Annotated in this window: 44 protein-coding genes and 1 tRNA gene; 22 read left to right on the forward strand and 23 right to left on the reverse strand. The window is 63.1% G+C overall.

Going from position 1 to position 25,758, the window contains the following annotated elements:
- Window positions 1–97: 97 nt before the first annotated feature.
- The 5 genes from QJT78_RS35840 to QJT78_RS35860 all read left to right on the forward strand — a co-directional run bounded on the left by QJT78_RS35840 (window position 98) and on the right by QJT78_RS35860 (window position 2,724).
- Window positions 98–295 carry a hypothetical protein gene (locus QJT78_RS35840; RefSeq protein ID WP_281460444.1) on the forward strand — a complete coding sequence of 66 codons (198 nt, stop codon included), beginning with the start codon at window positions 98–100 and terminating at the stop codon, window positions 293–295.
- A gap of 94 nt (window positions 296–389) precedes the next feature.
- Window positions 390–659, forward strand: coding sequence for a hypothetical protein (locus QJT78_RS35845; RefSeq protein ID WP_157790139.1), 270 nt, complete (start codon window positions 390–392; stop codon window positions 657–659).
- 16 nt (window positions 660–675) lie between these two features.
- Window positions 676–1,044 carry a hypothetical protein gene (locus QJT78_RS35850; RefSeq protein WP_038943355.1) on the forward strand — a complete coding sequence of 123 codons (369 nt, stop codon included), beginning with the start codon at window positions 676–678 and terminating at the stop codon, window positions 1,042–1,044.
- A 103-nt stretch (window positions 1,045–1,147) separates the two neighbouring features.
- Window positions 1,148–1,498 (forward strand): hypothetical protein, encoded by a 351-nt coding sequence (locus tag QJT78_RS35855; RefSeq protein WP_157790138.1) that lies wholly within the window; start codon window positions 1,148–1,150, stop codon window positions 1,496–1,498.
- Window positions 1,499–1,548: 50 nt separating this feature from the next.
- Complete coding sequence (locus QJT78_RS35860) at window positions 1,549–2,724, forward strand: hypothetical protein (protein WP_212479070.1); 1,176 nt, start codon at window positions 1,549–1,551, stop codon at window positions 2,722–2,724.
- Here QJT78_RS35860 and QJT78_RS35865 read toward each other — a convergent pair.
- Window positions 2,721–3,197: a hypothetical protein gene (locus tag QJT78_RS35865; RefSeq protein WP_240537585.1), complete on the reverse strand. Its 477-nt coding sequence runs from the start codon at window positions 3,195–3,197 to the stop codon at window positions 2,721–2,723. The two genes, QJT78_RS35860 and QJT78_RS35865, sit on opposite strands and share 4 nt — an antisense overlap.
- Window positions 3,198–3,395: 198 nt before the next feature.
- Between QJT78_RS35865 and QJT78_RS35870 the strand changes: the two genes are divergently transcribed.
- From QJT78_RS35870 to QJT78_RS35895, 6 genes are all read left to right on the forward strand, one after another.
- Window positions 3,396–5,015 carry a class I SAM-dependent methyltransferase gene (locus QJT78_RS35870; RefSeq protein ID WP_240537586.1) on the forward strand — a complete coding sequence of 540 codons (1,620 nt, stop codon included), beginning with the start codon at window positions 3,396–3,398 and terminating at the stop codon, window positions 5,013–5,015.
- A gap of 59 nt (window positions 5,016–5,074) precedes the next feature.
- Complete coding sequence (locus QJT78_RS35875; protein ID WP_038943359.1) at window positions 5,075–5,452, forward strand: hypothetical protein; 378 nt, start codon at window positions 5,075–5,077, stop codon at window positions 5,450–5,452.
- 63 nt (window positions 5,453–5,515) lie between these two features.
- On the forward strand, window positions 5,516–5,704 hold the full coding sequence (locus QJT78_RS35880; RefSeq protein WP_038943360.1) for a hypothetical protein: 189 nt from the start codon (window positions 5,516–5,518) through the stop codon (window positions 5,702–5,704).
- Window positions 5,701–5,979 (forward strand): hypothetical protein, encoded by a 279-nt coding sequence (locus QJT78_RS35885; RefSeq protein ID WP_038943361.1) that lies wholly within the window; start codon window positions 5,701–5,703, stop codon window positions 5,977–5,979. Before QJT78_RS35880 ends, QJT78_RS35885 begins: the two co-directional genes overlap by 4 nt.
- Before the next feature lie 20 nt (window positions 5,980–5,999).
- Window positions 6,000–6,344, forward strand: coding sequence for a hypothetical protein (locus QJT78_RS35890; protein ID WP_038943362.1), 345 nt, complete (start codon window positions 6,000–6,002; stop codon window positions 6,342–6,344).
- A 122-nt stretch (window positions 6,345–6,466) separates the two neighbouring features.
- Entirely contained in the window at window positions 6,467–6,808 is a 342-nt protein-coding gene (locus QJT78_RS35895) for a hypothetical protein (protein ID WP_038943364.1), read from the forward strand.
- Window positions 6,809–7,074: 266 nt separating this feature from the next.
- On the opposite strand, the gene QJT78_RS35900 is transcribed toward QJT78_RS35895, so the two are convergent.
- The 3 genes from QJT78_RS35900 to QJT78_RS35910 are packed head-to-tail and all read right to left on the reverse strand — an operon-like array spanning window position 7,075 to window position 7,949.
- Window positions 7,075–7,311, reverse strand: coding sequence for a hypothetical protein (locus tag QJT78_RS35900; protein ID WP_038943365.1), 237 nt, complete (start codon window positions 7,309–7,311; stop codon window positions 7,075–7,077).
- A gap of 12 nt (window positions 7,312–7,323) precedes the next feature.
- Window positions 7,324–7,668 carry a hypothetical protein gene (locus tag QJT78_RS35905; RefSeq protein ID WP_038943366.1) on the reverse strand — a complete coding sequence of 115 codons (345 nt, stop codon included), beginning with the start codon at window positions 7,666–7,668 and terminating at the stop codon, window positions 7,324–7,326.
- A gap of 2 nt (window positions 7,669–7,670) precedes the next feature.
- Window positions 7,671–7,949 carry a hypothetical protein gene (locus QJT78_RS35910; RefSeq protein ID WP_038943367.1) on the reverse strand — a complete coding sequence of 93 codons (279 nt, stop codon included), beginning with the start codon at window positions 7,947–7,949 and terminating at the stop codon, window positions 7,671–7,673.
- Window positions 7,950–8,062: 113 nt separating this feature from the next.
- On the opposite strand from QJT78_RS35910, the gene QJT78_RS35915 reads away from it, so the two are divergent.
- On the forward strand, window positions 8,063–8,233 hold the full coding sequence (locus QJT78_RS35915) for a hypothetical protein (protein ID WP_157790137.1): 171 nt from the start codon (window positions 8,063–8,065) through the stop codon (window positions 8,231–8,233).
- 463 nt (window positions 8,234–8,696) lie between these two features.
- On the opposite strand, the gene QJT78_RS35920 is transcribed toward QJT78_RS35915, so the two are convergent.
- The 16 genes from QJT78_RS35920 to QJT78_RS35995 all read right to left on the reverse strand — a co-directional run bounded on the left by QJT78_RS35920 (window position 8,697) and on the right by QJT78_RS35995 (window position 20,585).
- Window positions 8,697–9,587, reverse strand: a complete 891-nt coding sequence (locus tag QJT78_RS35920; RefSeq protein ID WP_038943370.1) for a DUF6456 domain-containing protein — start codon at window positions 9,585–9,587, stop codon at window positions 8,697–8,699.
- A gap of 121 nt (window positions 9,588–9,708) precedes the next feature.
- The gene (locus tag QJT78_RS35925) at window positions 9,709–9,921 is read right to left on the reverse strand and encodes a hypothetical protein (protein ID WP_152621572.1); all 213 of its coding nucleotides are present in this window, start codon (window positions 9,919–9,921) and stop codon (window positions 9,709–9,711) included.
- 16 nt (window positions 9,922–9,937) lie between these two features.
- On the reverse strand, window positions 9,938–11,362 hold the full coding sequence (locus tag QJT78_RS35930) for a DnaB-like helicase C-terminal domain-containing protein (protein WP_038943372.1): 1,425 nt from the start codon (window positions 11,360–11,362) through the stop codon (window positions 9,938–9,940).
- Window positions 11,359–12,453 (reverse strand): hypothetical protein, encoded by a 1,095-nt coding sequence (locus QJT78_RS35935; RefSeq protein WP_038943373.1) that lies wholly within the window; start codon window positions 12,451–12,453, stop codon window positions 11,359–11,361. The genes QJT78_RS35930 and QJT78_RS35935 overlap by 4 nt, the downstream gene beginning before the upstream one ends.
- A gap of 292 nt (window positions 12,454–12,745) precedes the next feature.
- The gene (locus QJT78_RS35940) at window positions 12,746–13,525 is read right to left on the reverse strand and encodes a hypothetical protein (protein ID WP_052435708.1); all 780 of its coding nucleotides are present in this window, start codon (window positions 13,523–13,525) and stop codon (window positions 12,746–12,748) included.
- 72 nt (window positions 13,526–13,597) lie between these two features.
- Window positions 13,598–15,532, reverse strand: a complete 1,935-nt coding sequence (locus QJT78_RS35945; RefSeq protein WP_038943376.1) for a DNA cytosine methyltransferase — start codon at window positions 15,530–15,532, stop codon at window positions 13,598–13,600.
- A complete protein-coding gene (locus QJT78_RS35950) occupies window positions 15,529–15,753 on the reverse strand; it encodes a hypothetical protein (protein WP_038943377.1) in 225 nt (74 codons plus the stop codon). The genes QJT78_RS35945 and QJT78_RS35950 overlap by 4 nt, the downstream gene beginning before the upstream one ends.
- Window positions 15,754–15,758: 5 nt before the next feature.
- Window positions 15,759–16,886, reverse strand: coding sequence for a DNA polymerase III subunit beta (dnaN, locus tag QJT78_RS35955; protein ID WP_085965443.1), 1,128 nt, complete (start codon window positions 16,884–16,886; stop codon window positions 15,759–15,761).
- Window positions 16,883–17,530 (reverse strand): hypothetical protein, encoded by a 648-nt coding sequence (locus tag QJT78_RS35960; protein ID WP_038943379.1) that lies wholly within the window; start codon window positions 17,528–17,530, stop codon window positions 16,883–16,885. The genes dnaN and QJT78_RS35960 overlap by 4 nt, the downstream gene beginning before the upstream one ends.
- Window positions 17,527–18,093, reverse strand: coding sequence for a hypothetical protein (locus QJT78_RS35965; RefSeq protein ID WP_038943380.1), 567 nt, complete (start codon window positions 18,091–18,093; stop codon window positions 17,527–17,529). The genes QJT78_RS35960 and QJT78_RS35965 overlap by 4 nt, the downstream gene beginning before the upstream one ends.
- Before the next feature lie 49 nt (window positions 18,094–18,142).
- Entirely contained in the window at window positions 18,143–18,766 is a 624-nt protein-coding gene (locus tag QJT78_RS35970) for an MT-A70 family methyltransferase (RefSeq protein ID WP_212479081.1), read from the reverse strand.
- Window positions 18,763–19,107, reverse strand: a complete 345-nt coding sequence (locus QJT78_RS35975; protein WP_038943383.1) for a hypothetical protein — start codon at window positions 19,105–19,107, stop codon at window positions 18,763–18,765. Before QJT78_RS35975 ends, QJT78_RS35970 begins: the two co-directional genes overlap by 4 nt.
- Window positions 19,104–19,334, reverse strand: coding sequence for a hypothetical protein (locus QJT78_RS35980; protein WP_038943384.1), 231 nt, complete (start codon window positions 19,332–19,334; stop codon window positions 19,104–19,106). Before QJT78_RS35980 ends, QJT78_RS35975 begins: the two co-directional genes overlap by 4 nt.
- Window positions 19,331–19,939 carry a GcrA family cell cycle regulator gene (locus tag QJT78_RS35985; RefSeq protein ID WP_212479082.1) on the reverse strand — a complete coding sequence of 203 codons (609 nt, stop codon included), beginning with the start codon at window positions 19,937–19,939 and terminating at the stop codon, window positions 19,331–19,333. Before QJT78_RS35985 ends, QJT78_RS35980 begins: the two co-directional genes overlap by 4 nt.
- Window positions 19,936–20,130, reverse strand: a complete 195-nt coding sequence (locus QJT78_RS35990; RefSeq protein ID WP_038946093.1) for a hypothetical protein — start codon at window positions 20,128–20,130, stop codon at window positions 19,936–19,938. Before QJT78_RS35990 ends, QJT78_RS35985 begins: the two co-directional genes overlap by 4 nt.
- Window positions 20,131–20,153: 23 nt before the next feature.
- A complete protein-coding gene (locus QJT78_RS35995) occupies window positions 20,154–20,585 on the reverse strand; it encodes a hypothetical protein (protein WP_157791329.1) in 432 nt (143 codons plus the stop codon).
- A 106-nt stretch (window positions 20,586–20,691) separates the two neighbouring features.
- Here QJT78_RS35995 and QJT78_RS36000 point away from each other — a divergent pair, with 106 nt between their 5' ends.
- Both QJT78_RS36000 and QJT78_RS36005 read left to right on the forward strand, forming a co-directional pair.
- Window positions 20,692–20,928 (forward strand): hypothetical protein, encoded by a 237-nt coding sequence (locus QJT78_RS36000; protein ID WP_157791213.1) that lies wholly within the window; start codon window positions 20,692–20,694, stop codon window positions 20,926–20,928.
- A 166-nt stretch (window positions 20,929–21,094) separates the two neighbouring features.
- On the forward strand, window positions 21,095–21,385 hold the full coding sequence (locus QJT78_RS36005) for a hypothetical protein (protein WP_038944858.1): 291 nt from the start codon (window positions 21,095–21,097) through the stop codon (window positions 21,383–21,385).
- Here the strand turns inward: QJT78_RS36005 and QJT78_RS36010 are convergent.
- Window positions 21,382–21,660 carry a hypothetical protein gene (locus tag QJT78_RS36010; RefSeq protein WP_157790134.1) on the reverse strand — a complete coding sequence of 93 codons (279 nt, stop codon included), beginning with the start codon at window positions 21,658–21,660 and terminating at the stop codon, window positions 21,382–21,384. The two genes, QJT78_RS36005 and QJT78_RS36010, sit on opposite strands and share 4 nt — an antisense overlap.
- On the opposite strand from QJT78_RS36010, the gene QJT78_RS36015 reads away from it, so the two are divergent.
- Window positions 21,659–22,477 carry a S24 family peptidase gene (locus QJT78_RS36015; RefSeq protein ID WP_157790133.1) on the forward strand — a complete coding sequence of 273 codons (819 nt, stop codon included), beginning with the start codon at window positions 21,659–21,661 and terminating at the stop codon, window positions 22,475–22,477. The genes QJT78_RS36010 and QJT78_RS36015 overlap by 2 nt on opposite strands.
- A 28-nt stretch (window positions 22,478–22,505) precedes the next feature.
- Entirely contained in the window at window positions 22,506–22,682 is a 177-nt protein-coding gene (locus QJT78_RS36020) for a hypothetical protein (RefSeq protein WP_157790132.1), read from the forward strand.
- Here QJT78_RS36020 and QJT78_RS36025 read toward each other — a convergent pair.
- On the reverse strand, window positions 22,669–23,181 hold the full coding sequence (locus QJT78_RS36025) for a hypothetical protein (protein ID WP_038944862.1): 513 nt from the start codon (window positions 23,179–23,181) through the stop codon (window positions 22,669–22,671). The genes QJT78_RS36020 and QJT78_RS36025 overlap by 14 nt on opposite strands.
- Entirely contained in the window at window positions 23,165–24,034 is an 870-nt protein-coding gene (locus tag QJT78_RS36030) for a hypothetical protein (RefSeq protein ID WP_038944863.1), read from the reverse strand. Before QJT78_RS36030 ends, QJT78_RS36025 begins: the two co-directional genes overlap by 17 nt.
- Window positions 24,035–24,186: 152 nt before the next feature.
- Between QJT78_RS36030 and QJT78_RS36035 the strand changes: the two genes are divergently transcribed.
- From QJT78_RS36035 to QJT78_RS36060, 6 genes are all read left to right on the forward strand, one after another.
- On the forward strand, window positions 24,187–24,444 hold the full coding sequence (locus QJT78_RS36035) for a hypothetical protein (RefSeq protein WP_038944864.1): 258 nt from the start codon (window positions 24,187–24,189) through the stop codon (window positions 24,442–24,444).
- On the forward strand, window positions 24,441–24,674 hold the full coding sequence (locus QJT78_RS36040) for a hypothetical protein (protein WP_038944865.1): 234 nt from the start codon (window positions 24,441–24,443) through the stop codon (window positions 24,672–24,674). The genes QJT78_RS36035 and QJT78_RS36040 overlap by 4 nt, the downstream gene beginning before the upstream one ends.
- Entirely contained in the window at window positions 24,668–24,943 is a 276-nt protein-coding gene (locus QJT78_RS36045) for a hypothetical protein (protein ID WP_038944866.1), read from the forward strand. The genes QJT78_RS36040 and QJT78_RS36045 overlap by 7 nt, the downstream gene beginning before the upstream one ends.
- On the forward strand, window positions 24,940–25,227 hold the full coding sequence (locus tag QJT78_RS36050) for a hypothetical protein (RefSeq protein ID WP_038944867.1): 288 nt from the start codon (window positions 24,940–24,942) through the stop codon (window positions 25,225–25,227). The genes QJT78_RS36045 and QJT78_RS36050 overlap by 4 nt, the downstream gene beginning before the upstream one ends.
- Before the next feature lie 30 nt (window positions 25,228–25,257).
- Entirely contained in the window at window positions 25,258–25,512 is a 255-nt protein-coding gene (locus tag QJT78_RS36055) for a hypothetical protein (RefSeq protein WP_038952700.1), read from the forward strand.
- A gap of 19 nt (window positions 25,513–25,531) precedes the next feature.
- Window positions 25,532–25,608 (forward strand) — tRNA-Met (locus QJT78_RS36060).
- Window positions 25,609–25,758: the final 150 nt, after the last annotated feature.

The following is a 25,758-nucleotide window of genomic DNA, read 5'->3' on the forward strand; positions in this document are numbered from 1 at the left end:
CTGAAGCTCTTGCCCGGGAAACAAACTCAAACTAACAGTCCCTTGTCCTGCCTCGCGGGTGGAGGAATTTGACTGACCACACCCGGAGGAATTTGAAGTGACCCGCGGGGAAAGCGCGCTTTACATCTTCGCACCGTCCGGCGCGCGCAAGGCTGAGGCCTCGGCGCCGAGCTCCGCCGGCGCGCCTGGAAATGCACAGGCGGCCGAGGCGGAATCCGTGCGTTTCATCATGGTCCCGGTTTTCGACGTCGCGCAAACCAAAGAATTGCCGGCCGAGCAAGCCGCCGCGGCCTAGTCCCGGCTACGTCTGATTTTCTCAATCCCTCGGCTACGGCCGATTTCCCGCGCAATCGTGCGCAACATGAAAGGAACTGAATCCTATGGCTAAATTGATCCTGAGCAGCTATCCGGCCGAGCGTAACGGCGCCTTTGTGTCGGTTCATCTTTGCTTGTCCGGCGACGCGCTGCCGTTCCCCGGCCGCACCGTCGAAATACAGCGCGCCGCGGACGCCGCGCGCGAATTCGAGACTTACCGCGCCGACGTCGCGGCAACCGGAAAGCCGGCCGTTGTCTCAATGCGGATCGGCCGCGGCGATCGCTCCCCGCCTGGCTTCAAAAAGCTTCCTGGCGCGTCCGGCTTTCATGAAGTGAACCTTTAAGCCGGAGGCTTCCACGATGGCAGAACCGAAACGCTATGTCAGACTCGCCGACGGCCGCGCAATCGGCCTCGGCCGTTACGTCGCGGCCTGGAAGGCATGCAAGGCGCTGCCCGATGGCACGCCTATCGGCCGCGGGGTTGACGGCTACGGGCAAACCGCGGCGGAGGCCTTGCGCGATTTGCGCGCCGGCCTGGCGGACCGGATCAATCGGCATTCCCCCGGCTACGGCCGAGGCCGCAAATGGTCGGCGGACTGGCAGCGCCACGCCATGCAAGCGGCCTCCGCCGTCAATACGCCTCGCCTCATTGTGCGATGGTTGCCGGGCGACTTGATGAAGATTCCCAGGCTTCGCGCGCGCGTCGAGGCCGGCCGCGCCATCGACTAACCCGCCCCTCGGCTACGGCCGATTTCCCGGTGACGACCGACAGCCCCGGCTGCGGCTGATTTCTCAACGCGCGATAGTGCGCAAAGCGAAAGGACAATTCGAAATGACCTATTCTTGCAGCGACTTCACCGACTCGATTCTTGACGCGCTCAAAATCGAGGTTCCGGACGAGTCCAACGATAGCCCGAGCGATCAAGCCGACCTGGCGCTTTCTGAAATCGAACGGCTGCAGCAGCGTGACGGACAGCTGAAGCTTTTGGAAACCGCGCCGGGATCGCGCCTGGAGCGCGTCCGACTCGCCGCGCAATTGCTCCGCACCGCACGCAATCACTTGCGCATTGCCGGCGCCAACAACGCCGCGGACTACGTACAGCGCGCGCTTAAATCGGTGCAAGGCGCCGAACGCCATGCCCGCGGGATGGAAACGCGCGCGACTATCCCCGCCGCCGGCTGATTTTCGGCCCCTCCGCTACGTCTGATTTCCACAACAAAGGAGCATGCACGATGTCAGAAATTTTTATCGAAGTTGAGGACGATAACGCGGCCGTGCGCTGCGACAATTGCACTTGGCGCGGCGTCGCGTCCGATCTCGATATGGTCGCAGACGTTCAAGAACGCATCTCGGCCGGCTATGAAGTTCCGGCCGGCCAATGTCCGGACTGTGCCGCCCTCGCGTACCTTGTCGAGCGGCCGCAACACTCACCATTCAAGGCCGAGGCGATCCCCGCGGCGCCTTCATGGGAGTCCGTCGCCGAGATGCACCGCGACGCCATGCGGGTGGACATGACGACCGACGACGGCACGCACAACGAGGCATTGGCGCGCGCCGCTGACGCCGTTGCGAGCGCAATCAAGGCCTATGCCTCTTTGCTCTCGCCTGGCGCCGTGGCCCCCTCGGTTGCGCCTTCTCCGGCCGCGCTGGAGGTTCTGGGCGGTATCCGCGCCGATAACCCGGAGTTCGAGGCCGGCGGGATGGTGGATCATGCCGACGTCACGGCGCGGCTTGGCCGCCGTTGGGGCGATATCTGCCGGGTTCTGGACTCCTCCCCGGTTGCGCCTCGGCTGCATGTCGCGGTGATCCTGGAAGGCGGCCTTTGTCAAACCGTCGTTTCTGACAACCCCGCCTTGATCGGCCTCGCCTATGACGTGATCGATTACGACACGGAAGGCGCGGACGAAACCGGCGAAGTACTGCAGGAAGGCGGAGCCTTTGCAGATGCTTGCATCTCGGGCGGCATTATCGAACCCGCATCAATCCGCGTCGTGACGGATGAGGATTACGAGAACGCCGCGATTGCGGCCGGTTGGCAGCACGGCGGGGACTTCGATGCCTTTTGGTACGATGCAAAACGTTTCGAGTCCTGGAAAGCGGCGGCAAGCGCGGATGAGGACTGCCCGACCTATGCCACGGTGCGGGAGGTCTGCGACGCTGAAGGCATCCACCCATTCCCAGAAGTGGGCGCGGGTCAGGACCACCGCTCCAATTCCGAGGGCTGGGGCCTCTTCTCGAACGGCGAGACAGGCGGCAAGCTGGAAATCCAAGCCGACAGCGAGTCCTCAATCTTCGTCCGCAACGGCATGCACTACGACGACGAGGCCGAGGCCTTCGTCAAAGCAAGGGTGGCCGAGGGCAGCGCGTACCACATCGCTGCGCTCGCTCGTGTCGGCCAGCCTGGTTAACCCCGGCTGCGCCTTCTCGCCCCTCGGCTACGACTGATTTCCCGTTGACGAGATTCAGCGGGTCCACTACAGAACGCATCCCCGCGCGATTGTGCGCAATGAGAAAAGGAGCAACACACATGCAGCATTCCGCAACCTATTCGCCCGACGACAACAAGCTTCGTCTGTATCCCGCTCACCGCCTCGACGCTGAGGAATACGCGCGCGTAAAAGCCGCCGGCTTCAAATGGGCACCGAGGCAAGAGCTTTTCGTCAAGCCGTCCTGGTCGCCGGAAGCCGAGGATTTGCTGACCGAGCTCGCCGGCGAGATCGGCGACGAGGATACGAGCCTGGTGGATCGCGCCGAGCAGCGCGCGGGCCGCTTCGAGGACTATAGCGAAAAGCGCATGGCCGACGCAGAGCGCGCACGCAAAGCCGTCGCCGAGATCGCGGACAATATCCCGTTTGGTCAGCCGATCCTCGTCGGCCATCATTCGGAGAAGCACGCACGCCGCGACAAGGAGAAGATTGACGCCGGCATGCGCAAAGCCGTGCAGATGTGGCGAACTTCGCAATACTGGACGGCCCGCGCTGAGGGAGCAATCCGACACGCCAAATACAAGGAACTTCCGGCGGTGCGGCACCGTCGCATCAAGACCATTGAGGCCGACAAGCGGAAGCTTGAAAAGTCGATGGCCGAGAACGAAAAGCAGCTGAAGGCGTGGCGCATCGTTGCAGGCATCGCCGATCCTGAGAAGCAGCGCGCGACCGGTCTGGCAGTCGCTAACGTCGGCGGTTACTGGTCGATGTCGTTCCCCCTGGCCGACTATCCGCGCGACCCGCCGGCTTCGCAGTACGAGGGGCCCATGGGTCTTTGGTCCGCAATCGAGGGGAATGTCATCACGGCGGCGCAGGCTGCAGCAATTGCAATCCCCGGATTGGAGCGTTCCTTTCCTCGCAAGGCTCGCTGGATCGCCCATTATGACAACCGCCTGGCCTATGAGCGCGCCATGTTGGCCGAGCAGATCGGCACCGAGGCGACCGCCAACCCGCTCGCCGACCGTTTTCCGTTTGCAGTCGGCGGCCAGGTGCAGGTGAGCCGATACGATGATTGGCTTACGATCCTCAAAGTCAACCGTGGCGCAAATGGCTCCGTGTCCAGCATCACGACGACGGGAATTCGGAACAAGCAAGCGCGCTGGCGCGTCGAAAGCGTCCGGGACTATCAGTCACCGAGCGCTGAAGATGTGGCGGCAGCGAAAGCCGCGGCCAAACTTCCCCCGCTCTGCAACTACCCCGGCGAGGGCTTCGCCCATCTTACACAGGCAGAGTACGACAAAATCCCGAAGGACTATCGAGGCTATCGGCCGCGCGCAGCAACCGAGACCGTGGGCGCGCACCGTACCCGCTCCGCCATCGGCGCCTATGCGTTCCGCGGCAAGTGCGAGGACAACAAGCGGCATTCTTATGGGCCGGTGTTCATCACGGATGCAAAGCGCGTCGATCCGCCCACGATCGCGCCGCCGAGCGAGCCAGCCGAGCCGGCCGAATTCGTCCGGGAGTTTGTGGCGCGGCCTGACGCCGACCTCGACGCCGCGCTTTCGCTGGTCTCCGAGATCATGGGCGAGCCGCAGGACGCCGCCGAGCCCGCGGCCACGCTGGCCCCGGTTGCGCCCGCGCCGCGGCCGGTCCTGGTCGAGGCGCTCGACTCCCTCCCGGCTACGGCCGATTTGCCGGCGGCCTCGCCTACGGCTGATTTTGAGGCAATGCGGGCCATGCTGAAAGGCGGCGGCGTGCAAGTCGTCGTTGCGCCGCAACTCTTCCCGACTTCGCCCGAACTCGCGGCCGAGGTTGCAGAGTTGGCCGACATCAGGCCTGGCCATCGCATCTTGGAGCCAAGCGCGGGAACGGGTGCGCTCATCGAGGCCGCACGCGTCCATGGCGCCGGGTCGCTCGACATCGTGGCGATTGAGATCAATCACCAGGTTGCGCAAGCTCTCGGCCGATCACAGCAGGGCGTGACCATCATCAATGCTGATTTCATGGACATGGCCGGCGCGGTCGATAAGTTCGACCGCATCATCATGAATCCCCCGTTCGAGCGCGGCGCGGACATCCAGCATATCGAGCACGCCCGGAAATTTTTGAAACCTGGCGGCCGGCTCGTCGCGATCTGCGCCAACGGTCCGCGCCAGCGGGACAAGCTGATGCCGATTGCCTCGGAGTGGCGCGACCTCCCGGCGGGATCGTTTAAGCATGCTGGGACCTCCGTGAATACCGCCTTGCTCGTGATCGAGGGGCCGCCGGGATAATCCCCCGGCTGCGCCTTCCCCTCGCCTACGGCCAATTTTGCAAAAGGAGGATTCCGACCATGACCGACAACAAGAAGCTTTCCGGACCAATCGAAGGCGCGCGCGCCGGCATCATCGAAGCGCTCGGCGGCGCCAATGCCAAGCCGGCACCGGAGCAATTGCCAGGCAATGACGACGGCCCGATTAATCTGCTCATCCGGGAATATGCACGCTGGAATCAGGAGCAAGGCCTCAACCTGGGGAGCGCCGACGAGCACTTGCACGACGAAAAACTGACGGAAGAGCAGCGCGCTTACCTCGCCTCGTTCTGCGGGCGCTGGGACATCGCCACGGAAACCGAGCGGGCTTGGTCGGACACAGAGGCGGAAGCGTTCAAGCCGTGCCGGCACCGCGACGACGGACGCGGCCGGTGCATCGATTGCGGCAGGTTTATTTGAGCCCCGGCTGCGCCTACTTCGTCACCCCTTCCCTACGACTGATTTTTGAGAGGAGGATCCCGCATGCGGAAGCATCCATTCCACTGGGACGTCTACAATAGACTTTTGGACGCCGTCGCGCGCGTCGTCGATGCCGAAGACAAGCGGCTGTTGCCGGAGGTGCGAGCGAAACTCACGGAGGCACGACGGGCTATCTATGAGGCCTGGGACCTTCAGGCCAATCTCGAACGCGCAGAGGGAGGCGGATCATGACCGCCGAGGAGATCATCGCCGCGGCCGGCTACAAAATCGCGTCTTGGGCCGACTTCAAAGCGGTTACAGACGTCCCGCCATTCGTCCGCCGGGTTGCCGAAGGCGTGCATGCGAAATGGGGCGGCAACTTCGTGGTTTACGATCCCGCCGGCAGTGATGATGGTTGGCTGCTGGTCGACGACGACCGCGAGCGGATCATCGCCGAGACGGTCGAGCATCTCGGCCGCCTGGCTGCCGCTGCAGAGCCGCCACCCGCCCAGGGGGCGTTATTCTGATGGGCAGGCAGGTTAGGCGAGTGCCGGCAGACTGGCAGCACCCCAAGAACGGCCGGCGTTACATCCCCTTGCGCAAGGCGGACGACGCGCTGGCGCGGGCAACCGATCAGCGGATGCCCGCCTGGCCGGCGGAGGCCTGCACGCACTGGCAGCTTTACGAGACGACGACCGCCGGCACGCCGCTTTCCCCGCCCTGCGCCTCGGCGCGCGATCTCGCGAAGTGGCTGGCCGCGCACCACGTCGAGGCCGGGCCAGGCTTCACCGGATCCGAGGGGGAATGGCTGCGCATGATCGAAGGGCCCGGCGAGATCTCGACCATCGCGATGGACGGTAAGTCCTTCGTGTCACCGCTCAAGGGGCTTTGACCCCCTCGGCTACGGCCGATTTTGCCGGCCCGGCGCGGACTCGACTCCGCTCCACCTATCCGCCATACCCTCGGCTACGGCCGATTTCGGGCGACTGTGCCCAACCGAAAAGGAGGACCGTGATGGCCCCGCCACGCTTCAGACACAAGAAGATCGCCTGCGAGGATTTCGATCGCGAGCTTGAGCGGCAGGGCCTGACACGGAAAGCCTTCGCCAGGATATGGTGCCAGAATCTTGTCACCGTGAACCGATGGGGCCGGAGCGGAGCGGACGGGAAGCTTCAGGACATTCCGACCTGGGTGCCGATCGCGCTGACGTTGATGACGCTCCCGGAGGCGAAGGGAACGGCGCGAATGGCTGCCGCGGCGATGATCGAGGAGGACCGGCTACATCCCGAGCTCGGAGCCTTCCCATATCAGAAGCTTCGGCAGATGCCGGCCGACATCGACGAGGAAGAGGCATGAGGCGCCTGGCTCTGATTGTCGGACTAGTCCTGCTGCCACCAGCGGCGCATGCTCACTGCAACGACAACGCCACCTAATCTCGACCAAATCCGGGCAATGCCGACCGCTGCACTATTCGGTTGGCTGCAGCTTGCGCGCCGCGCCTCAGATGCGGTGGCGACCGGCGCCGCGCTGGGCCGGAAGGATCCCGTCCCTCCCTGCGTCCAGGAACTCATGAACCGTCAACCGGCGATCGAGCGCGAACTGCGACTCCGTTAGTCCCCCGGCTACGACTTCTTGCGAGATCCCCGGCTACGGCCGATTTTGCTCGAGGCCCGGCTGCGCCTACTTTTCGCAGCCGCCTTTTTGGCCGGCTTCGCCGCCGACGCCGGGGGCTTGGCTGCCGCGTCCTGCGCGACCGCCGCGGCATCCTTGGCGTCGAGCTCGCGCTTGAGGGCCTGCGCCGCCTCGTACCTGCGCACTCTTAGCGCCTGAAGCTCGAGTTCGCGCGCGTTCAGCTTCATGCTCACCCTCCCCTACGATTTCATGCGGTTTGCTCGCGCCTGGATGCCTGCACGGACGTTGTGCGAGCTGCAGGCGCAGCGGCCATTGTCGCGATCGAGCGCGAGATCTGGCCGGTCTTTGATGTCCTTGATGTGGTCGGCGTACATCCGGTACCCCTTTTCGGCACTGCGCCAGCACCGCTTGCCGTCGTCGACGTGCTCGCAGCGATAGCCGGCGCGCCGCTTAACAAACTCTGCCCACTCCTCGTGCTCGGCGGTCTGATAGTGCGGGTCGGCCTTCTTCGGCAGCGGCTTGGCCTTGCGGGTATCCAGCGTCGCGATACGGGAGCCCAGTGTCGGGATGCGATTTCGAGCCATCGTTAGTGCTTCGTCTCGCGCGAGCCGCGCATGAGTCCGAGGACATACTCGGCGAGCGCGACCTCGCTTGAGGTCTTTACCGTTGACCATGCGATGTCGAGGATGATCACCTTGTCGTCCATCGCGATCGCCACTTTGGCGACGCCGACGGCCAGCGACGCCGCAAGCTTGCCGCCGACATCTTCGGTCACCTTCTCGCCGCGCTCGATGGCCTTCATTATCCTGGCCATGTTGTTGGCCTGGGCCTTGAGGACGCGGAGCGGCGATTGAGAGGTTGTCATGTGCCGACACCTGCCACTTGATACACCGGAACGAGAGACGGCTTGGCGCGCCAATAGCTTCGAGCGCAGTTGCAGGAATTGCACGAAGGCCGAAGGTTAGTTGGATCGTTGTTGTGACGATCATGATCGAAGTGATCGACCAACAGCGCATCATCGGGCTGCGGGTGCTCTGTCGACCATCGGAGTGGTCTTCCGCACCAGAAGCAGGGTACTGGCCCGAGGCCGATCTGATCGAACATTGCGGCGCGATGAACGTATACTCTGCCGGTCCGGGCATGTGCTAGCGGATGACCACGTATAACCACCAACCGATACCGCTTCGACGCTATGGTCCTAGTGCGCTCGTCAGTCGATCCGCGGCGCTTAAAACGCAAATAGTGCTTGCTGCAAAAACCTCGCGCCTTTTGCTTTTCCCCGCAACCAGCAACCGTGCACACCGTAGCGCGCACGGGCAATTCACCGCGCCTACGCCGGCGCATGTAGGCCGCCGCGCATCCATGACAATACCGGTGACTTGATCTGTCATTTGGGCCGCGACACGACGAACAGACCAGATTGCTGCTCATCGCTTTTCCTCTCTACGCGGCCCGAACATCTTCCGACCGATGACTCGCAGCATCTCTCGCTGATCCCAGGACAGTTGGTCCTTGTCGACGTCGACAACGAGCAAGCCGTATTCGCGCCAGACACGGGCCTTCGTCTCGGGTGCGGTCTCTCGAGTATTGGGAGCAAATCGACCGAGGGACATCAGCGCTTCATCCCCATGCCGGCAGCCTCCAAGATCCGCCGCGCCGCATTCCAAGTCCGATCCTCGATCGTGACGTGGTCGTAGACCTGGACCAAAGCATTCAGCGCGACCCTGAGCTCGATGTTGCTCGACCGATGGTCGGGGCCGCCATGCTTGTGCATGTCCTCGGCCGAAGCATCGCAACCGATCCGGGCGCGCAGAATGTCGAACTGGCGCTCGCCGATCCTGCGTTTGATCTCGTTCAGCCTGGACTGAGCCTCGAGCGCGATCGTATGCGAGGCGCTGCCGCCACCGCCGCCATCGACTTTGTCGCCAAGCGCGAAGCCCTTCGAGCCATGGAAGCTGCAAAGGTCAAAATCCCGCCTGAAGCGATCCGCCGCGGAACGTCGCATCTTCTCCTCTGGATCGTTCAGCTTCTTCCGGTCGACAAGGTTGATGTGAGCGCTCGCCGCGGTGTCGACCAGGACGTTCTGCATCGGGTGGTCGGGATCCGGGATGACGTGCTTGCGCTTCCCGCTGGCGAGCCTCTCCTCCTCCGCGATCTCCTTCAGTTGCTTCTTCGTCAGTGGCTTGCCGAGGAGATTGAGCGGGTCGCCGGCCTTTGCCGTAGCTTTCTGGAACCCCTGGAGGTAGAGCTTTTCACGCTTCAACCACTCCGCAACGCGCTCGGCGCGAGGGGTCTTGTAGTCCATCATCCAGTCGACGATGCATTCCTGGATCTGGCGCTTGTGCTCGCGCTCGGCTTCATAGGCGAGTTGCGACGCCACCGAGCGGCCTCTGTACTCGTCCTTCACCCTCGCCCGGCGGAGCTCACGGGCAAAGCCGCGCGCGCGGCGATCGCGCTCCTTGTCGACGTAAACCGGTGCGACGTCCGTGACTCGAGCCAACATGCACCCCTCGGGAAGCAGGAAAGGACGAATCACGCTTATGACTTCAGGAGGTGATTTGCCTACGATTGCAAGAGCAAAATCGTTCGGTCGTCACCGGCTAATTGGGCTTCAAAACTGCGGCTCAAGCCCGGGTCGTCTCGCACGAAAGCTCCATCCGCCACGGATCTCGCCCTGGTGGCGGCGACAAATAAAGCGTTTGCTCGGTGACTCCGGGCGCAAGTATCGCCGTGACGATCGAAACCGTTTTGCCGTCATCAACCAGCTTGCAGGCGATGACATCGCCGGGTTGCCCCGATACGGTGAGAACGAAGGCCAGATGGGCTTCCTTTAGCATCGCCTTTTCCTTCACCTTAGAACGGAATCTCGTCGCGCTCAGCAGCGTCGCCGAACGTCATGCTTGGCCCGTCGAAGCCGATCTCCTTCCAGGTCTCACCGACGCCGCTGCGCACCTTCAGCGCGGCGAACTCCGCCTTGCCCTTCCAAATTTCCATGCTCCTAAGCCAACCGTCCCAGATCGGGCGGTTCTGCGGCTTATCGTCGGACGGCGGTTCCGGCTTGTTTTCGCTGAGATGAACCCGTGGGATAGCCAGACCGAGCACCACGTCGGCATTCTCGACGATGAGACCTCCGCCGTAGATATCGCCTTTCTTGAAACGCCAGTTTCCAGTCTTCTGGCCATCGCGCGTCAGCTGGGCAAGTTGCCAAACCACGATATCCTCTGTTTTGGCCAGCGCCTTCATCGCGGACGTGAAGTATCCGATAGTCCGGATCTCGTTCCAATGCTCCTTCTCCGGCTCGACGAGTTTCGTGTGGTCAATGCCAATCTGCTTGACGCCATACCTCCGCACGGCGATGCGCACCTCTCTCACGATCTGCGTGGTCGTCATGGGCGATCGGTCCTGGATGAAAATCGGCATCGCCTCGAGGGTGGCCTGCGCGCGTCGGATCTCGAGGAATTCCTTTTGGCTCAGATCGCCGGTGATCTGCTTCCGGACTGAGATGCCGGTCATCGCGGCGATGTCCCGGAGGCCGATCTGTTCCTTGGACATTTCCAGGCTGATCAGCAGTGAGGGGTATATGCTCGACGGATCCAGAGACGGACCGGCGTTGGCCCGCAGGATCTGGGACAGTAGCGCCGACTTGCCGTGACCAGACTGCGCGGCGAGAATGATCGCGGTGCCGCCGATTTGCGGTCCGAGCACCTTGTCGATCTCGGGTATCTTGGTGACAACACCGACCGACTTCTTGCCCTGATGCTCGTAGGCTTCGGCGGCGCGATGCATCGCGGCCTTGGCGGCCTCGCCCACCTTCACGGGATGCTTGGCACGGTCCTGGTCGTCGACGCGGCGGAAGAGATCCTCGACGGCGGCGCGGCGCTCCTCATAGCCCTTCCCCTGCTCCGAGGCTCGACGGCCGAGCTCGACGCCTGCCCGCTCACGCCATGCCAGGACCACGTCGTCGACGAAGTCCAGCGCGCTGCTGACGTCCGTGGCCTTCTCGATCAGGATCTGGAGCACCGCCTCGACCGAGCCGACGCCCTCGAATTCCTGAGGCAGCTTCGACTCCAGCAGACTGAGCGCCGGGCCGCCGGCGGTCTCGCAGCATTCCGCGACCGCGGCGAAGATGGCGCGATGGTGCGGCACCACGAAGTGCTCGGCGGACAGATAGTCCGACACCTGCCAATAGGCATCGGCCGACCCAATGATCTTGCCGATAATGGCCTCTTCGGCGCGGATGTTGCGCAGCGCGCGCGGTGTGGTCTCCTGCGTCGTCAAGCGCGCTCCTCCAAGCGCTTCCGCGCATTCCAGATATCGAGATAGTCCCTGCGGATTGCCGGCTCCGGCTGGCTGTCGTGGCCGATGCCGATCGCCACCATGCGTTCATGCAGCTTGCGCACCGCGGCACGCCCCGGCGGCTCGGCGAGCACCAGGTCGCCCTCGTGCTTGCGCCAGGGCCGGTCCCCGTCGGGGAAGCTGGTGATGTGCTCGACCCCGAGCGGCGGCTCGAAGCCGCTCACGCCGCTGGTGCTGAGCGCGGCCCAGACCGGATAGCGGTATTTGATCAGCGCGCGGGCTGCGAGGCTGGTCTCCAGCCCTTCGGCCAGACCGATGTGCGCAGCAATACCGCCGATTTGGACGGCCGCACCGGCCGCGACGCCGGCGCCGATCTTCGCTTTCTCCACCGGAGCCTTGCTGGCCTTATTGGGGTCGAGGTGGATCTTCCAGACCGCGGTAATGTCGCCGAACTGATCATCGACGCGGCAGACCAGCGTCGGGAACGACAATCTCTCGTCGAGGTCGTAGATCACCCGCGGATGGAAGCCGAGGCAGACGTCCCAGCCGCCAGGCGGGACCGGGATTCCGCGATCGAGCAGGTATGCTTCGGCATGCGTGCCGGCGATCGGCGTGACCTCCCCCCAAAGCACCACGGCATTCCGCTGACGCTCGGCCTCGTGCTCGATCGCCCGGCGCTCGTCCGCCTCGCGCTTTGCCGCCCGGTCAGCCGCCAGATCCTCGCGGCGGCGCGCCTCTTCCGGAGTTTCCGGCCGGGAGTTGTCGAGCCCGACAAACTCGCGCGCGGAGCGAAAGACCTCCGCTGTTGCCCGATGGCTCCCGGTGAAGCCGTAGGCATACAAGTTGAGCTCGTCCCCGCCGATGCTAGCGGAACTGCGCACCCAGACGCCGCGATCATATTTGGCATTGACCCTGCCGAGGTACACCTGAAACGAGCCGAGGTCCGAGTTGTTGACCGGTGCGCAATACGCAATCTTGCCGCGCTTCTTCCAACCCGACCAAAACTTGTCGAGCACCTGCTCGAGCCGCTCGTTCAGCCTTGCCTTGATCTCGTCGGCGTCGTCACGGATCACCGCAGACCTCCCGCGGCTTCAATCGCTTCGCGCTTGCAACGCTCCCACAACGCGACCACGAGGCGCTGCGCCGCCTCGACACGCCCCCACTGCGCCGACGTGAATTGACAGCCCTGTCGCTGGTACTGCCGCTCAAGCCGCTGCCGCGCGCGCTTCAAGAGCCTCTTGGCCTGCGACCGCCGCTGACGGGTCCTCTTCGGGATCATCGGCCAATGCACCGAGCAGATCCATTCGCTGTACCGTTCCTTGGTCGAACGCCCGCAGTACGGCACGCAGCATTTCGTTGTTTCCATCACAGGAGGGACTCCTGTTTCGGCTCAGGTAGAGGTAACGGACCGATCGGGTCGATTGGCTTCCAACTCTCGTAATCGGCGGCGATCTCGTCATAGACACGAGGGTGCTGCTTTTTGAATCGGGGAAAGTGCGGCCCTTGAATGTAGCGTCCGGCGTCCAACGACAACCATCCAGTGGCGGACGGCAGCCAGCGGCGGTGGTCGATGCCGACGTGTTTAAAGTCGGCGCGAATTAGGAAGCCTCGCTTCTCCAAAATGACAGCGATCTTGATCGCGGCAATCTTCCATTCCGTCAATTGGACCGGTGAAGGAGAACCCGCAACTACATCCGGCACGTAGTCCGGGAGAACATGGCGTTGCGCCGGTGCCCACTCTGGCCAATCTTCGGCACGGCCGTGGTTCTCGCCTGGCAAGTACGGATCGAAGGCCGGCGCCCAACGCGGCCGGTCGTCGGACGCAGGCTTCACATGGATGATTGTGATGCCGATATACTTGCAGATCGTCTCGAAGCCGAACTCGCCCCAAGGTACCAGGACAGCGCGGCAATCCGGGCCCGCTCGATCAGCACACCAGATGCCGTAGTCCTCGAGCGACTGGGTAATGACGTGGCTGTTCAACCGCAGCTTGGCCTCAATACCGATCTGGAAGCCGTCTGCATTGCGCACAAGTAAAATGTCCCACCCCGCGTGCTCGGCATAAGGCGTCCATCCCTCCGGCAGCGCAGCGATGAACCGCTTGCAAAGGTCAGCTTCTGTGGCGAATGGCTTCGGCTTCTTCATCTTGAAATTCTTGGTCCGCCCAAAATTTTTTCAGGCGAGGTTCTCTCGCCTGAAGTGCTTTTCCCTGGCCTATTACGCGACGGCCCGTCGCTGGCTTGGCTTGGTCTGCTCAATGACGGCAGCGTCCCCCATGATGGCGGACACGCAGGCTCTCATCTTCGCAACCGATACCGCGTTTCCAATCTGCTTGATCTTCTCGGTCTTGGTGCCGGCGAATTCGTAATCAGCTTCCTCGCTGTTGAAGCCCATCGCCGCGGCGAGCTCGTGCGGCTCCAGCATCCGGAACAGGATGTCGAACTGCGGCGTCGCCTCGACCAGGTTGATGTGGCCCGTTGCGCAGATCGCCGGGGTGGGCTGCTCGACGTCATGGACACGCGGGGCCTGCCCTTCCCGCTCACCAAATTGCGCCGCGATGAACGCGAGCTCGCCGCGGTTGGCGCCGGTGACGGTGGGCAGCGGATCCTCGGCAGGGTCGCGGACTCGGTCCGACCGATCGGCATGGGTTACCGGCATGACCATCGCGAACTCGCCACCCTTCGCGGTTGTCAGCGTTGGAAGTGGGTCGGCGACATCGCGCGCGGCGTTGCCGCCATGGGTGTGGGTGACCGGCACCACCATGCCAAACCTGCCCTTGGAGGTCACAGTCGGGAGCGGCTCCTCGGCCGATTGGCAGGTCTCGCCGGATCCAGAACCGTAATAGGGCGAGATCAGGATGTGGCTCTGTTTCGCTACCTGAGTTGGCGTCGGCTCGTCGACCGAGCGCGGCGCGCCCTCGGCGTGCCTGGAGAGGATGAACGGCTCAACGAGATAGCCGCCACCATCACAATTGGCCGTCGGCGCCGGCGCGTCGATGCCATGGGCGCGGTTGCCACCGTTGTCACCGTGCCGGTTAAGGATGAAAGGCTCGACCAGCATGGGCCTCGCACAGCCCGGCCGCTCCTCCACTCCCGCGCCGCCGGTCATGATGGTGGGCAACGGATCATGGGTTGCACGCGGTGCACCGCTGCTGCCTGGCGCCATGACGAACGGCACCGGATAGAGCCGATCATATTCCTCGCGAGATCCCCCGAGCGTCTTAGTGTCCGCGAACCATTCCTCGAAACTGGGGACGATCTCGCCGTTGATGGTCGGCTGGGCGATCCCGATATGTGTCCCGTTGGCGGCGATAGTCGGCAGCGGGCCATCCACACTCTTGCCGTCCATGTGGTTGCGCAGGATGACAAGGAATGGATCAGGCCAGCCGAACTTGACGGCACCTGCATAGATGCGGGCGAGCGTCTTTGGTGCCAGCGGCTTCTTGCGACCGAAGATAGATCGTCCCTTGAGATCCCAGTCGATGATGTCGCGGGCCGGCCGCCACGGCTTCATGCCGGGGAAAAGAAGCTTGTCGGGGCTGGCCTTGATGTGCGTTGGCATCGGCCAAGAGACCGAGCGCCCATCATTCCTGGCCATCAGGATGAATCGCTGGCGCGTCGTGGCGTCACCGTAATCGGCGGCGTTAAGTTTGCGCCACTCTGGCTCGAAACCGAGTGCCCGGATCGTGTTGATCCAAGCCCGAAAATACTCGCCTTTGCGCGACTTGATCGGCTTGCCGGTGCGGGCATCGACCGGCCCCCAGGATGTGAACTCCCAGACGTTCTCGACGATGAGGCGCTTGACGCGGAGCTCGGTCAGCCAGGTGATGATATGCCAGGGATCGGAGCGCTGCTGATCCGATGTAGGCTTGCCGCCACGCGCAACGCTGTGATGCGTGCAGCTCGGCGACGCCATCAGCAGATCGAGATAGCCCTCAGGCACCAGGATATGCGGGCGGACCGAGGCGATGTCCTGGACCACATGGCGCGCCGCCGGATGGTTGAGTTTGTGGGTGTCGATCGCGGTCTGCCAATGGTTTACGCAAACCAACTCCATCTCGAGGCCGAGCTCACGCAATGCGCGCTCGCAACCCGTCGAGCTTCCGCCCGCCCCGCATAGAAGATCGGCAACAAGGATCTTGCGCTTTCTCAACGAAGCGCCTCCAGAATGTCCTTGGCCAGCGTCGGCAGAGCGACAGCGGCCGACTTCGACGGCATGCTCGGGACGTAGCGCCCACCCTTGTCACCGACCTGGCGTGTCGAGCACAGCCCGACGTGATGGACGCCCTCGATCTCCGTGGTCGGGACACCGTGGCTTTCGAAGATGCGCTGAAGCTCCCGCTCCAGCGCGCGCGCATCATGATCAACAGCCATCTCGTCTACACCCTCATCGGCATGAGGACGTAGAGCGCATCCGTGTCGCTGCCCTTGAACAGCGTCGGCGAGCCAGGGTCGGCGAGGTTCACCTCGAGGCTATCGCCCTGCACCTGGGTGACGATCTCGTGCAGGTACCGGCTATTGAAGCCGATTTCCATGCTGTCGGCGGAATACTCCGCATCGAGTTCGTCTACCGCGCTGCCGGCATCGGGGTTGCTGACCGTCAACGTGATCTTTCCGCCGGTCAGCGAGACCTTCACGGCCCGGCCGCGCTCGCTCGAAATGGTCGCGACACGATCCGCTGCGGCCGAGAACTCGGACCGCGGCACCTTCAGAACGCGATCATTGTTCTGCGGGATCACGCGGTCATAGTCGGGGAACTGCCCATCGATAAGCTTCGACGTCAGGACAAGGTCGCCGGCAATGAACCGGATCTTATTCTGGCTGAGTTCGATCTGGACTTCCTGGTCCCCGACGTTGAACAGGTTTTTGACTTCCGTGACGGTCTTCCGCGGGATGATGATGCCAGGCATGCCGGTGGCACCCTCCGGCAAATCGACATCCAGGCGGGCCAAGCGGTGACCGTCGGTCGCGACACCGCGGAGCGTGTGGCGGTTACCGTCCTTGCGGGTGTGAAGATAGATGCCGTTGAGATAGTACCGCGTCTCCTCGGTCGAGATCGCGAACTCGACACGCTGGATCAGCCGGTGAAGATTCGCGCCCGTAAGCGCGAAGCTGTGGGTCAGGTCTCCAGCGCTGAGATCGGGGAAGTCCTGAGGCGGCAGCGTCTGGAGCGTGGAGCGGAACCGGCCAGACTTCACAGCCACGGTATTGGCGGCGTCATTCTGCTCCAGCGTGATCTGCGATCCCGTCGGCATCTTACGGACAATGTCGTTCAGGAGACTAGCCGGGACCGTCGCGGTGCCTTTCGCGGCAACCTGAGCCGGCACGACGTCGATCACCTCGAGATCGAGGTCCGTCGCCTTCATGCGGAGCTTGTCCTGCTCGACCTCGATCAGGACGTTGCTGAGGATCGGGATCGTGTTGCGCTTTTCGACAACACTCTTGATGCGGGCAAGAGCCTTGACGAGGGACGCCTGCTCTACGATTGCCTTGAATGCTTGGCTCAAAACGGAGTCTCCTTTCGTGTTTCGGTTTGCCGCGGTTCGAAGAGATCCGGCTCTCCGTTCCGCTCCTTAATTCCGAGGCGCTCTTCCTTCACGGCGATGCGAAGCCACTCCGCGATCATCGCGCCCTCGGCCGCGTCCTTCTGCGTGACGGGCCACTGCAGGATCTTGCAGCGGCCGAGCGCCTGTTCCTTCCACCAAGCCGAGCGATTGATGGCCGTGTCCGGCGGGCTGATCTTTCCAAAGACCCGCGAGCGCCAGGTTCGAACGTTGACCTCGCGGAAGTTGAAATCACTGCCCGCCTCTGCACGACGGACCTTGTGTCGCTGGAGCGCGAGGAGTGTGCAACCGCGGATGCCATACAGGCGCAAGAAGGTGCGCATGTTGCCGATCGGCCGCTCGGTCTTGACGAGCTCGTCGTCGACGATCTCTTCGGTTTTCACCGTTGAGTTGGTGCGCAACGGCGACTCGAAGGCGAGCTCGGCGATGTCAAACCGCTGGAAGACCTCATCGAGCCAGCGCGAATACCTGAAGAAGGCCTCGGGGTCTTCGCCGTCAAAATGGCGGGACTCGGCATGGATCAGCCGATCACCTCGGATCAATCCGAGTCCCGACGTCGTGCCGGTATCGAGGCCCGCCAGGATCATGATGCGTCGCTGGCCTTCGCCTCGCCGGCGGACGCGCCGGGCTGTTGCTCGGTCTTCTGCATCGCGAGCAGCGTGTTGCGCTCCGGACGCCCCTTCCGGAATCCCTTGATCCAAGCCTGGCCCTTCTGCGAGCCGACCTCGTACGGATTGTCCTGCTCCTTCGAGCCAGCCTCGTCGTCCATCCGGAAGCCTGCGGCGCGGCCTTCGTTCTCGGCGCGCTCGTCCTCAGGCGCCGGACCTGCCGCCGGCATGCCGAAGAGCTCGTACTGCCGCGGCGTCAGGGTCTTGCCGAGGAATCCGACATACACACCAATCTTGCGGACCTTCTCGCAAAAGGCGTCGATGTCGGCCTCGCCACCCTCGACCAGCTTCAACGCCTCGCGAGCAGCATCGTTGTGCAGGCCCTGCCCCTGCGTGATCGCGAAAACACCGCGGAGCTTGTTCTTCGCGCTGTTGTTCGTCTCGTTGACGGACTCGGCTTCCTTCTGTGCCGCACGGATGCGGGCGAGATTGAAGGCATCGAGGGCTTGCTGGGTCGGCTCGTTCTGCTGGGCTGTCGTCATGTCCTTCTCCGGTTCTGATGGTCACTTGCTGAGGGGGAATTGGTGTCGATTACGCCGCCGCTCCTTCATCGAAGAGCGGGGCCGCCGCGGTCGGCTTCTCCTTCTTTCGGCGTGGAGGCACGCTCGCGCCGACTTCGACGGTGCCGACCTCGTTGCCCCAATGCGTGAAGCCCTCGTGGCTCTCGCGCGAGAACAGGCACAACCGGTCGAGGCCCGGCGTTTTCTTGCGGAGGTGCGCGTACCACTCACGCGGCTTCTGGCTATGCCCGCGCGCCTTGCCCTTGATCACGCCATACAGTGCGTCGTGGATCTGATGTTCGTCGCCGAATACGCCGAGCAAGACCGACTCGTGCATCGCGCGCGAGCGGTACCCGGTGCCCATGCGCCCCTTCGGCCACACCAACTCGGTCTTGAAACGCGCTCCCCACTGCTTCAACAACCACATCGATTGGTCGAGGGTTGGCGGGCAGGCCCAGAGCGTGATGATGCCATTGCCTCGAACGAGATGCCCCACTGGTAGCTTGGCAAGGTCATCCCACGACATGATGTCATATTGCGCCGACGCGGATTTCTTGTTGCCGTTCTCAGACCTCAACTTGAACTCCGTCGGGGGGTCGACGTCCACGACGTCAGCGCAGAACGGAAGCAGAGGATCGAAGAACCAGCCGCTCATTGCGCCGCCGCCTCCACGAAATAGGCGCGCAGCGCCTCATGGCACGCGGTCTCGACACTGATGTTGTGCTCAGCCGCATAAGTGTCGATCGCGCGGCGCACCTCGGGATGGGGATTAACCGTGATACCGTCGACGAGCCCTATCGATCGCGTCTTCCTTGCGAGGCGGACAATCGCGCCGCGCTGCTCAAGCCCAACCACGATGCGGTTGACGTGGCTTTTCGCCATCAACCCTGTCGCGGACATGATCTCGGCATAGGTCGGTGAAACCCCGGTCTCCATGATCCGGGTTCGGATGAAGCCAAACACCTCCGCCTGTTTGGGTGTGAGACCGTGCGTCACGACCGCACCGCCCTGGCATCAACCGTCGGCCTGATGATCTCGTCCGCGTAGCGCGAGAAGACCTCGAACGCAGCCTCCGAGCCGATCGAGCCGCGGAGATAGGTTGACAGCGCCTGGAGGTGCGCCTCGACCATCAGGTTCGCGACGTCCTTGCCGCCGGCAGCCTCGACGATCGCGAGCGAGCAGATGATCTCCTTGCGGGCATAATCGAGCATGACCTGGCTCATGCCGCCCTCCCGCTTCGACCACGCGCGGCCATGCGACGGCCGAGGGCGGCGCGGCGCTCGAGCTCGGCGTCCGAGACGCCGGCGCGACGCTCCGCGGGGCTCGCGTAAGCGATACGGGCATGCCGCGCGCAGTACGGCAGGCCATCAAGCTTCCTGCCGCCGCGGCCGCAGAAGTAGAACGCCTCGGTGCCGACCTCTCCGATTGGAAAGCGGCAGTCCCCATCCCCGAGGTCGAGGATCGACTTCACCCGCACCTCGGCTGGGATCTCTGCATCGGAAACCGAGATGGCCGCCGGATCGAACTCGCCGGCAGCCTCGAGGTTGGCGGCATGCGTGTCATCGGAAGCTGCGTCGATAGCCTGGCGGAGCGCAAGGACGCGGCGAGAAGGCGCCGGCGACGACGGGCGCGGCGTCCGTGATTTCCTTGGCTTCGTCTCGTGTCCCTTCGTGCGGCCACTGAGCCCAAGGCGATGGATCTTTCCGATCACGGCGTTGCGGGTGACGTTGCCGATCTCGGCCGCCATCTGGCTGGCCGATAGTCCCGCCTCCCACAACTTCTTCAACTGCTCGACGCGATCGTCGGTCCATGTGAGAGGCATCGTCATCGTGACGACCTCTCTGCGCGGATCGCGGCGAAGGACTTCGAGAAGCCGCCATCGATCCATTTCGAAACGTCGATCCACCACTTCGCGCGCGCGGTCCAGCGCTCCCCGCGGTTGGTGCATCGGTTGCTAATCGCGAGAGCCAGAGTGGAAAGACGGGAAAGCACGTTGGGCACCTGGGTCTCGATCGTCATGCCGCGGACCGCGCGGCTCGTAATCAGCGGCGCCCCAACTCGAGGCGGAACTGCTGCTCGTGGGCTTCGCGGCGAACGCGCTTCATCTCGGCTTCGGCGTCGGCGAGTCGGCGCTCGAGGATCTGACGCGTAAGCCATCGCTCACGCGTTGCCTCCGGCACCTGCTCCCAAAGAGCATTGAAGCAATCGACGCCTTCGGCCCCGTCGCAAACGTTGAGAAAATGCTCGATGTCGATGACGCGGTTGTTCGCAGTCCAATTGTCGATCGTGCCGAGAGAACATTGAGCGCGCGCCGCTACAGTCTTTCGGAAGCTTCCACCGTTCATCGCGTTGCGAAATATGCGAACGATTTCAGCGGTAATCTTTTCGGCTCTTACGTTCGTAGAAATCGGTTTGGACGATCGTAGAACGGACGAATTTGCCTTTTGCGAAAGGCTGATCGACAATGTTCCCATGCTGAAACCTCCCTACGCTACACTGAAAAATTTTGCCGACGCCACGACGGCGCCGACGACGACAAAAGACGACGACTGGGCGCGCGCCGCCCTGGCGGGAACGCGCATGCTGATCGCGGAAGAATCCTTCGACGCGATCGTGCAGATGCTGATCGACAGCGGATTGGTGCCGAGAGGATGCGCGGCGGTCATGCTCGACCGCCTTTCCGAAAAGTTGCTGATGCATGCGAGCGGCAGGACCGATACGCATTGGGCGATCCGTGCGCCCGAGTTGCTCGACCAGGCCGGCCGGCTGTCTGCGAAGGCATCCGCACTACGCGCAACACCTCGGTTGCACACGTAGATGTCACCCGCTCAAGTCGAGATGCGAATTTTCCGTAAAGGCGATCAGCGAGTCGTCCTGGGAAATGTCCGTAAGTGCAAATACCTACCAACGAAAATAGGGGTCCACGTCCGCGTGTATCTGTGCTCTTGTGCACCAACAGAACAAAAACACTTGGGGAAGTACAATGGGCGACGAGATTCAACTGGTGGAGCTGACCGCGCACGCCGACATTTTTGCAACTGGGATCGGGAAGGTAGAGATCCTCGGATCTTGTGTGCGGTTTTGGTTCTACGCTGCCCAGGACTCGCTCGGCGGCGTGGGTTCGGAACATCTCGTCGTCTCGAAGCTCGTCATGCCGATCGACAAGGTGCCCGACACGCTTCAGTTCGCTCTGCGCGGAATTACAGCGAATGCCGCCCCCTGGCATCCATCGCCGGATACGCTCACCGAGATGAAGCGTCGCACAGGCCATTAGGACGCACCCTCGCTCTCGGCAGCCTTCGTCTTCAGCTTGGCGGCATCCAGGTCGGCCAAGAGTTGCAGCGTGATGTGCGCAATGCCTTCGCGATCGGCCGCCGCGACCACATCGGTCCAGCGGCCACTCGGAATCGAGTCCCGGGCCTTCATCGTGCGGGCATGGCTGTCCTTGATGCCGACCGCGGTCCCGAACTTCACGGGGCCGCCGAAGGCGTCGATGACGTCCGAGTGGCTTTGCGGGACGAGGGGTTCAGTCTGCGGAGCATCGGTCATGATGCCCAAATCGCTACATGAGGTAGCGATGATAGTCAACACGGCATGTAGCGCTCCTGTCGCTACACTGTGTGCTATGGCACAGAAAAACGATCGCGCCGCCAAGGAACAGGGCCGGCGTCTGGCTGCCGCCAGGCTTGAGGCCGGCTTTCGCTCGGCGCGCGCCGCGGCGATTGAGTTCGGCTGGCCGGAGAGCACCTATCGAGCTCACGAGGCTGGAACACGCACGATCGGCTACGACGATGCCCAGAGGTACGTCAGTCGCTTCCGATCACTTGGCGTCAAGGTGACGGCTCGGGAGATTCACTACGGCGATGGCGATGATGCGATCGAGGCAACCTTCGAGGAGGTCCACTCGATCCGGGGCGTCGGTTACGTCGGCGCGGGCGCCGTTATCGACCCCGACTACGAGCAGGTCCCTCCGGATGGGCTCTTTCAGATCGAAATTCCCTTCGCTCCGCCCGCCGAGATGCTGGCGTTCGAGGTGAGAGGCGAATCCATGCGGCCGGCCTTCGCACCCGGCGAGATCGTCGTCGTCTACGCCGAGCCAACCCGCCCCCTCGACACGTTCTACGGTGAGGACGCGGTCGTCCGGACCAGCGATGGGCGCCGACTTCTGAAGAAGATCATGCGAGGTCGCAGCCGCCGTACGGTCGATCTTCACAGCTCGGACGGTTCCAATCCGATAGAGGACGTTCGGCTCGAGTGGATCGGTGAAATCTTCTGCCGCTTCCCGGCGCACCAGGTTAAGCGCGCGGAGCGGCGAAAGGCCGGCCGGAAGCATCAGCCAAAACTTCTGACGAGACCGGTCGAATGAGGCTCACGGCGCTGGTCTTCCTGGCGTTTTGCCCCGCCCTCGCCGCGGCGATCGCAAGCTGTTCTACATCCGCGTCCCGGATCCAAACCCGACGCTCCAGATCCTGGCATCCTGCCTGCAGCTCGACGCCGGCGGATGGATGTGCACGCTGCTGCCGAACTACGGCACCTTCGGTGCGCTGCCGTTACCAATCAGAGCGAACTGAGTTTTCTCGCCATATCGGCGCGCAGAGCCGGCAGTCGCCGCACGAAATCAACGGCACCCTCGATTTGAGATTGCGCGGACCGAACCTCTTCCATCATCTCGGCGATTGCGGGCAAAAACTTGGACTTTCGCCGCCAACGCCGGCAGCCGAGATCGATCGCGCCGACCGTTGGCTGTAGCGACAGGACATCGTCCCGCATCATTTTGCCAAAGATCCTCGCATCCTGAACACCAGCGTTCGGAAAGGATTTGAAGAGCAAACCCAGATGGATGGCTAAATCGCCCTTGGAAATTGGAGCCGCGGCGGCTTGAATATCCCCGGCGTGGCGCCCCACCAGGTCGATGACGGCATCGAGATCGGAAAGTAATTGCGCCGAGGGCGAGAAAGCCGTGGCAGACGCGGTCCTCGCCTCGTCGATCCGTCCCCAGACCTTGTCCAACTTCTCAAAATTTGGCGGCAGCGCGGGCGCTCCGCCCCCGGTCTCAACGAGATCGCCCACCGAAATCCTCCTGCGTTAGATCGGAAAATAGACCTTCAACCGCCGAGTCCGCGCGGCTAGGCCGCGGCGCCGGACCCGTCGAGCCATTGCGGGCAGCCCTTTCGGCCCTGATCTCGAGCGCCTTCAAAATCCAGGCTTTCCAGGAGTGGCTCCAGCCGGGTCGCTTCTCACCGGTTTTGAGGAAGTGCAGCCTGAATTTCTGCTCCTCGATCGGGATCGTCTGCGCCGTAAAGCCACGCTCGAGCGCGTATTGCCAGTCCTCTCCAACTGCAGACCAATCGGGCGGGATCGGGATCCGCGGCTGTCGTTGCCGTCTTACCGCCGTCGGCCCCTTCGGGACGAGGGAGCCTTGGGTGGGAGGCTCGGCCGCTTGGCCGAGCGCTCCCTTTCCCTCTTCCCCTTCTTCCTTTCTTGAATGTTTTATTTCTTCTGTTTTGTGCTGGTCGTGTGCTGACGCTGTGCTGGGACTGTGCTGGGACTGTGCTGAGACGTTGTCGTCGACTGTGTCGTCCGGCTGGTCGTCTCCCTGATAAATATCATAATTACAGATGGTTATTACGGTCACCCCCTTGTCGGACCGTGTGCTGATCATTCCCTCTTTCTCGCACCGACCCAAGTAACCCCTCACCGCTCCTACGCTCCAGTCCCAAGTTTCGGCCAGAAAACGAAGGGAAGCCGCGAGCTCCCCGCGCTCGAGATCAACGAAGAATTGGCCGAACCGGCGCTGGCGCGGTTTCCACGCCGCCTCCGCGATCATCCAGGTAAACGCTTCTCGCTCCGAGAAAGCCGCAGGCCGGAAGAACTCGTGCCTGAAGAGCGAGCGGTAGAGCTTGATGTAGCCGCGACCTGCCAACGGTGATGATTCCCTGAGAAAGCGTCCGGCGCCCGATCCGGCAGCGCCACGTTATGTCGCTACATACCCCGTCTAAAAAATCGCTACAAGGTGTGTTGACAGTAATCGCTACACCATGTATCGATTTTTCTGCCACGGGAGATCTGACGACAATGACCACCACCCCGACCATCGCGACGAACCGCCGGAACTCAGCCGGCGTGAAGTATTCGTCCGATCAGTACCGGGCCGGTGGCGACCGCATCATCTGGATCGATGGGTTTGTCGACGAGATCACCCTGCGGGTCGTTGCCGAGATCCGCGCCGCCGGCTTCAAGGCCTGGCGGACGAAGGACCAAGTCTGGGCCCTCAACTCCGACGCCGCCGCGATCGCCGCCCTCAAGATCTCGACCGACCGGGTGTCGGCATGATCGAGGCTATCCTCTACCCCTCCTGTGCGATTATCGCCGGCAGCATCGGCTACGTCGTTTGCTCCCTGATCAATGGGAGCGAGAAAGAATACCTTCGCGAGCGGTGCGGGGAGCTCGAGAACGCCCTAGACGACGCCGGGCGCACGCTCCTCTGCCATGGCTTCCGCCATGCCGCCCAGCAGGCGATGAAGGCCCTCGGCCGTCCCGTTTTGGAGGACGCCGAATGTTGACGCGTTACGTCGCGACCTTCAGCAACGGCGAGACCATTACGTCACCGAGCCGATGCAATGCGGCACGCACGCACGGTTGGCTCGCGCGCGGCCGGCTGGCGAGCGGCAAAGCGTGGTCGATGTCGGGCTTCTCAAGGACCGGCGAGATCAACGCGCGAAAGGCGATGGCGATCTCGACATCGCACCTCCACAAGACCGAGGGCGTCACGTTTGAGATCGAAGAGGTTCAACCGGCCACCGCGGTTGTCGGCGAGGCTGTGGCAGCATGATCGCGCTCGACACCCAGAAGATCATCGACGATCTCAGCTTCCGCGCCGCCTGGCTCGAGAAGACCGTCAAAATGAACATCGAGCGGTTGCAGGCGATGGCAGCCAGGGCTGGTAACGGTCCGTCCGACGCCAGGGACCTGCTCGAGGACACCATCAAGAGCTTCGGCGAGCTCCAGGTCTGCGCGGCAGATCGCGCCCGCGTGTTCAATGCGGAGCCAGCTGTCGTCATTGCTTTGCGGCCGGCCGCCAAGGCACAGCCGCGTCCAGAATTGGTGACGTCATGATCGGCGTCGCTCAACATGAGGAGCAAGACTATGCAGGATGGTCCCGGAATTCTCGGCACCACTCAGAAGGATCGTCTTACCGGGTACGTCGGTGTGGCAACGGGCTACGTCCAGTACATCAGCGGCTGCAACCAGGTCCTGGTGGTGCCGCAGATGAATGCCGACGGCAAGCTTCCGGAATCGCACTGGTTCGACGTGCAGCGGCTGGAGCGCGTCGGCACGGAGCAGATCGTGCTCGACAACACGAAGACGCCGGGGTTCGACAAGGAACCGCCGAAGCGCTGACTTCTAAGACCAATTTCGACGCGCGGTGGAGCAGCCCGGTAGCTCGTCAGGCTCATAACCTGAAGGTCGACAGTTCAAATCTGTCCTGCGCAACCAATTTCAGTTCGGGTGATGGCCTTGGCATCCATGAGCCCGGGTCAAAGACACGGGGCGGTCGCATCGCGACGCCTGCTCCGTCGGGAAGGACGGCTGAAGCCGCTATGTGCCCCGCCGTCACCCGACCCCACTCGATTGCGCGAGGTGCAA

This window comes from Bradyrhizobium sp. Mp27, assembly GCF_029953005.1.
In the GTDB taxonomy this organism is placed as follows: Bacteria; Pseudomonadota; Alphaproteobacteria; order Rhizobiales; family Xanthobacteraceae; genus Bradyrhizobium; species Bradyrhizobium barranii.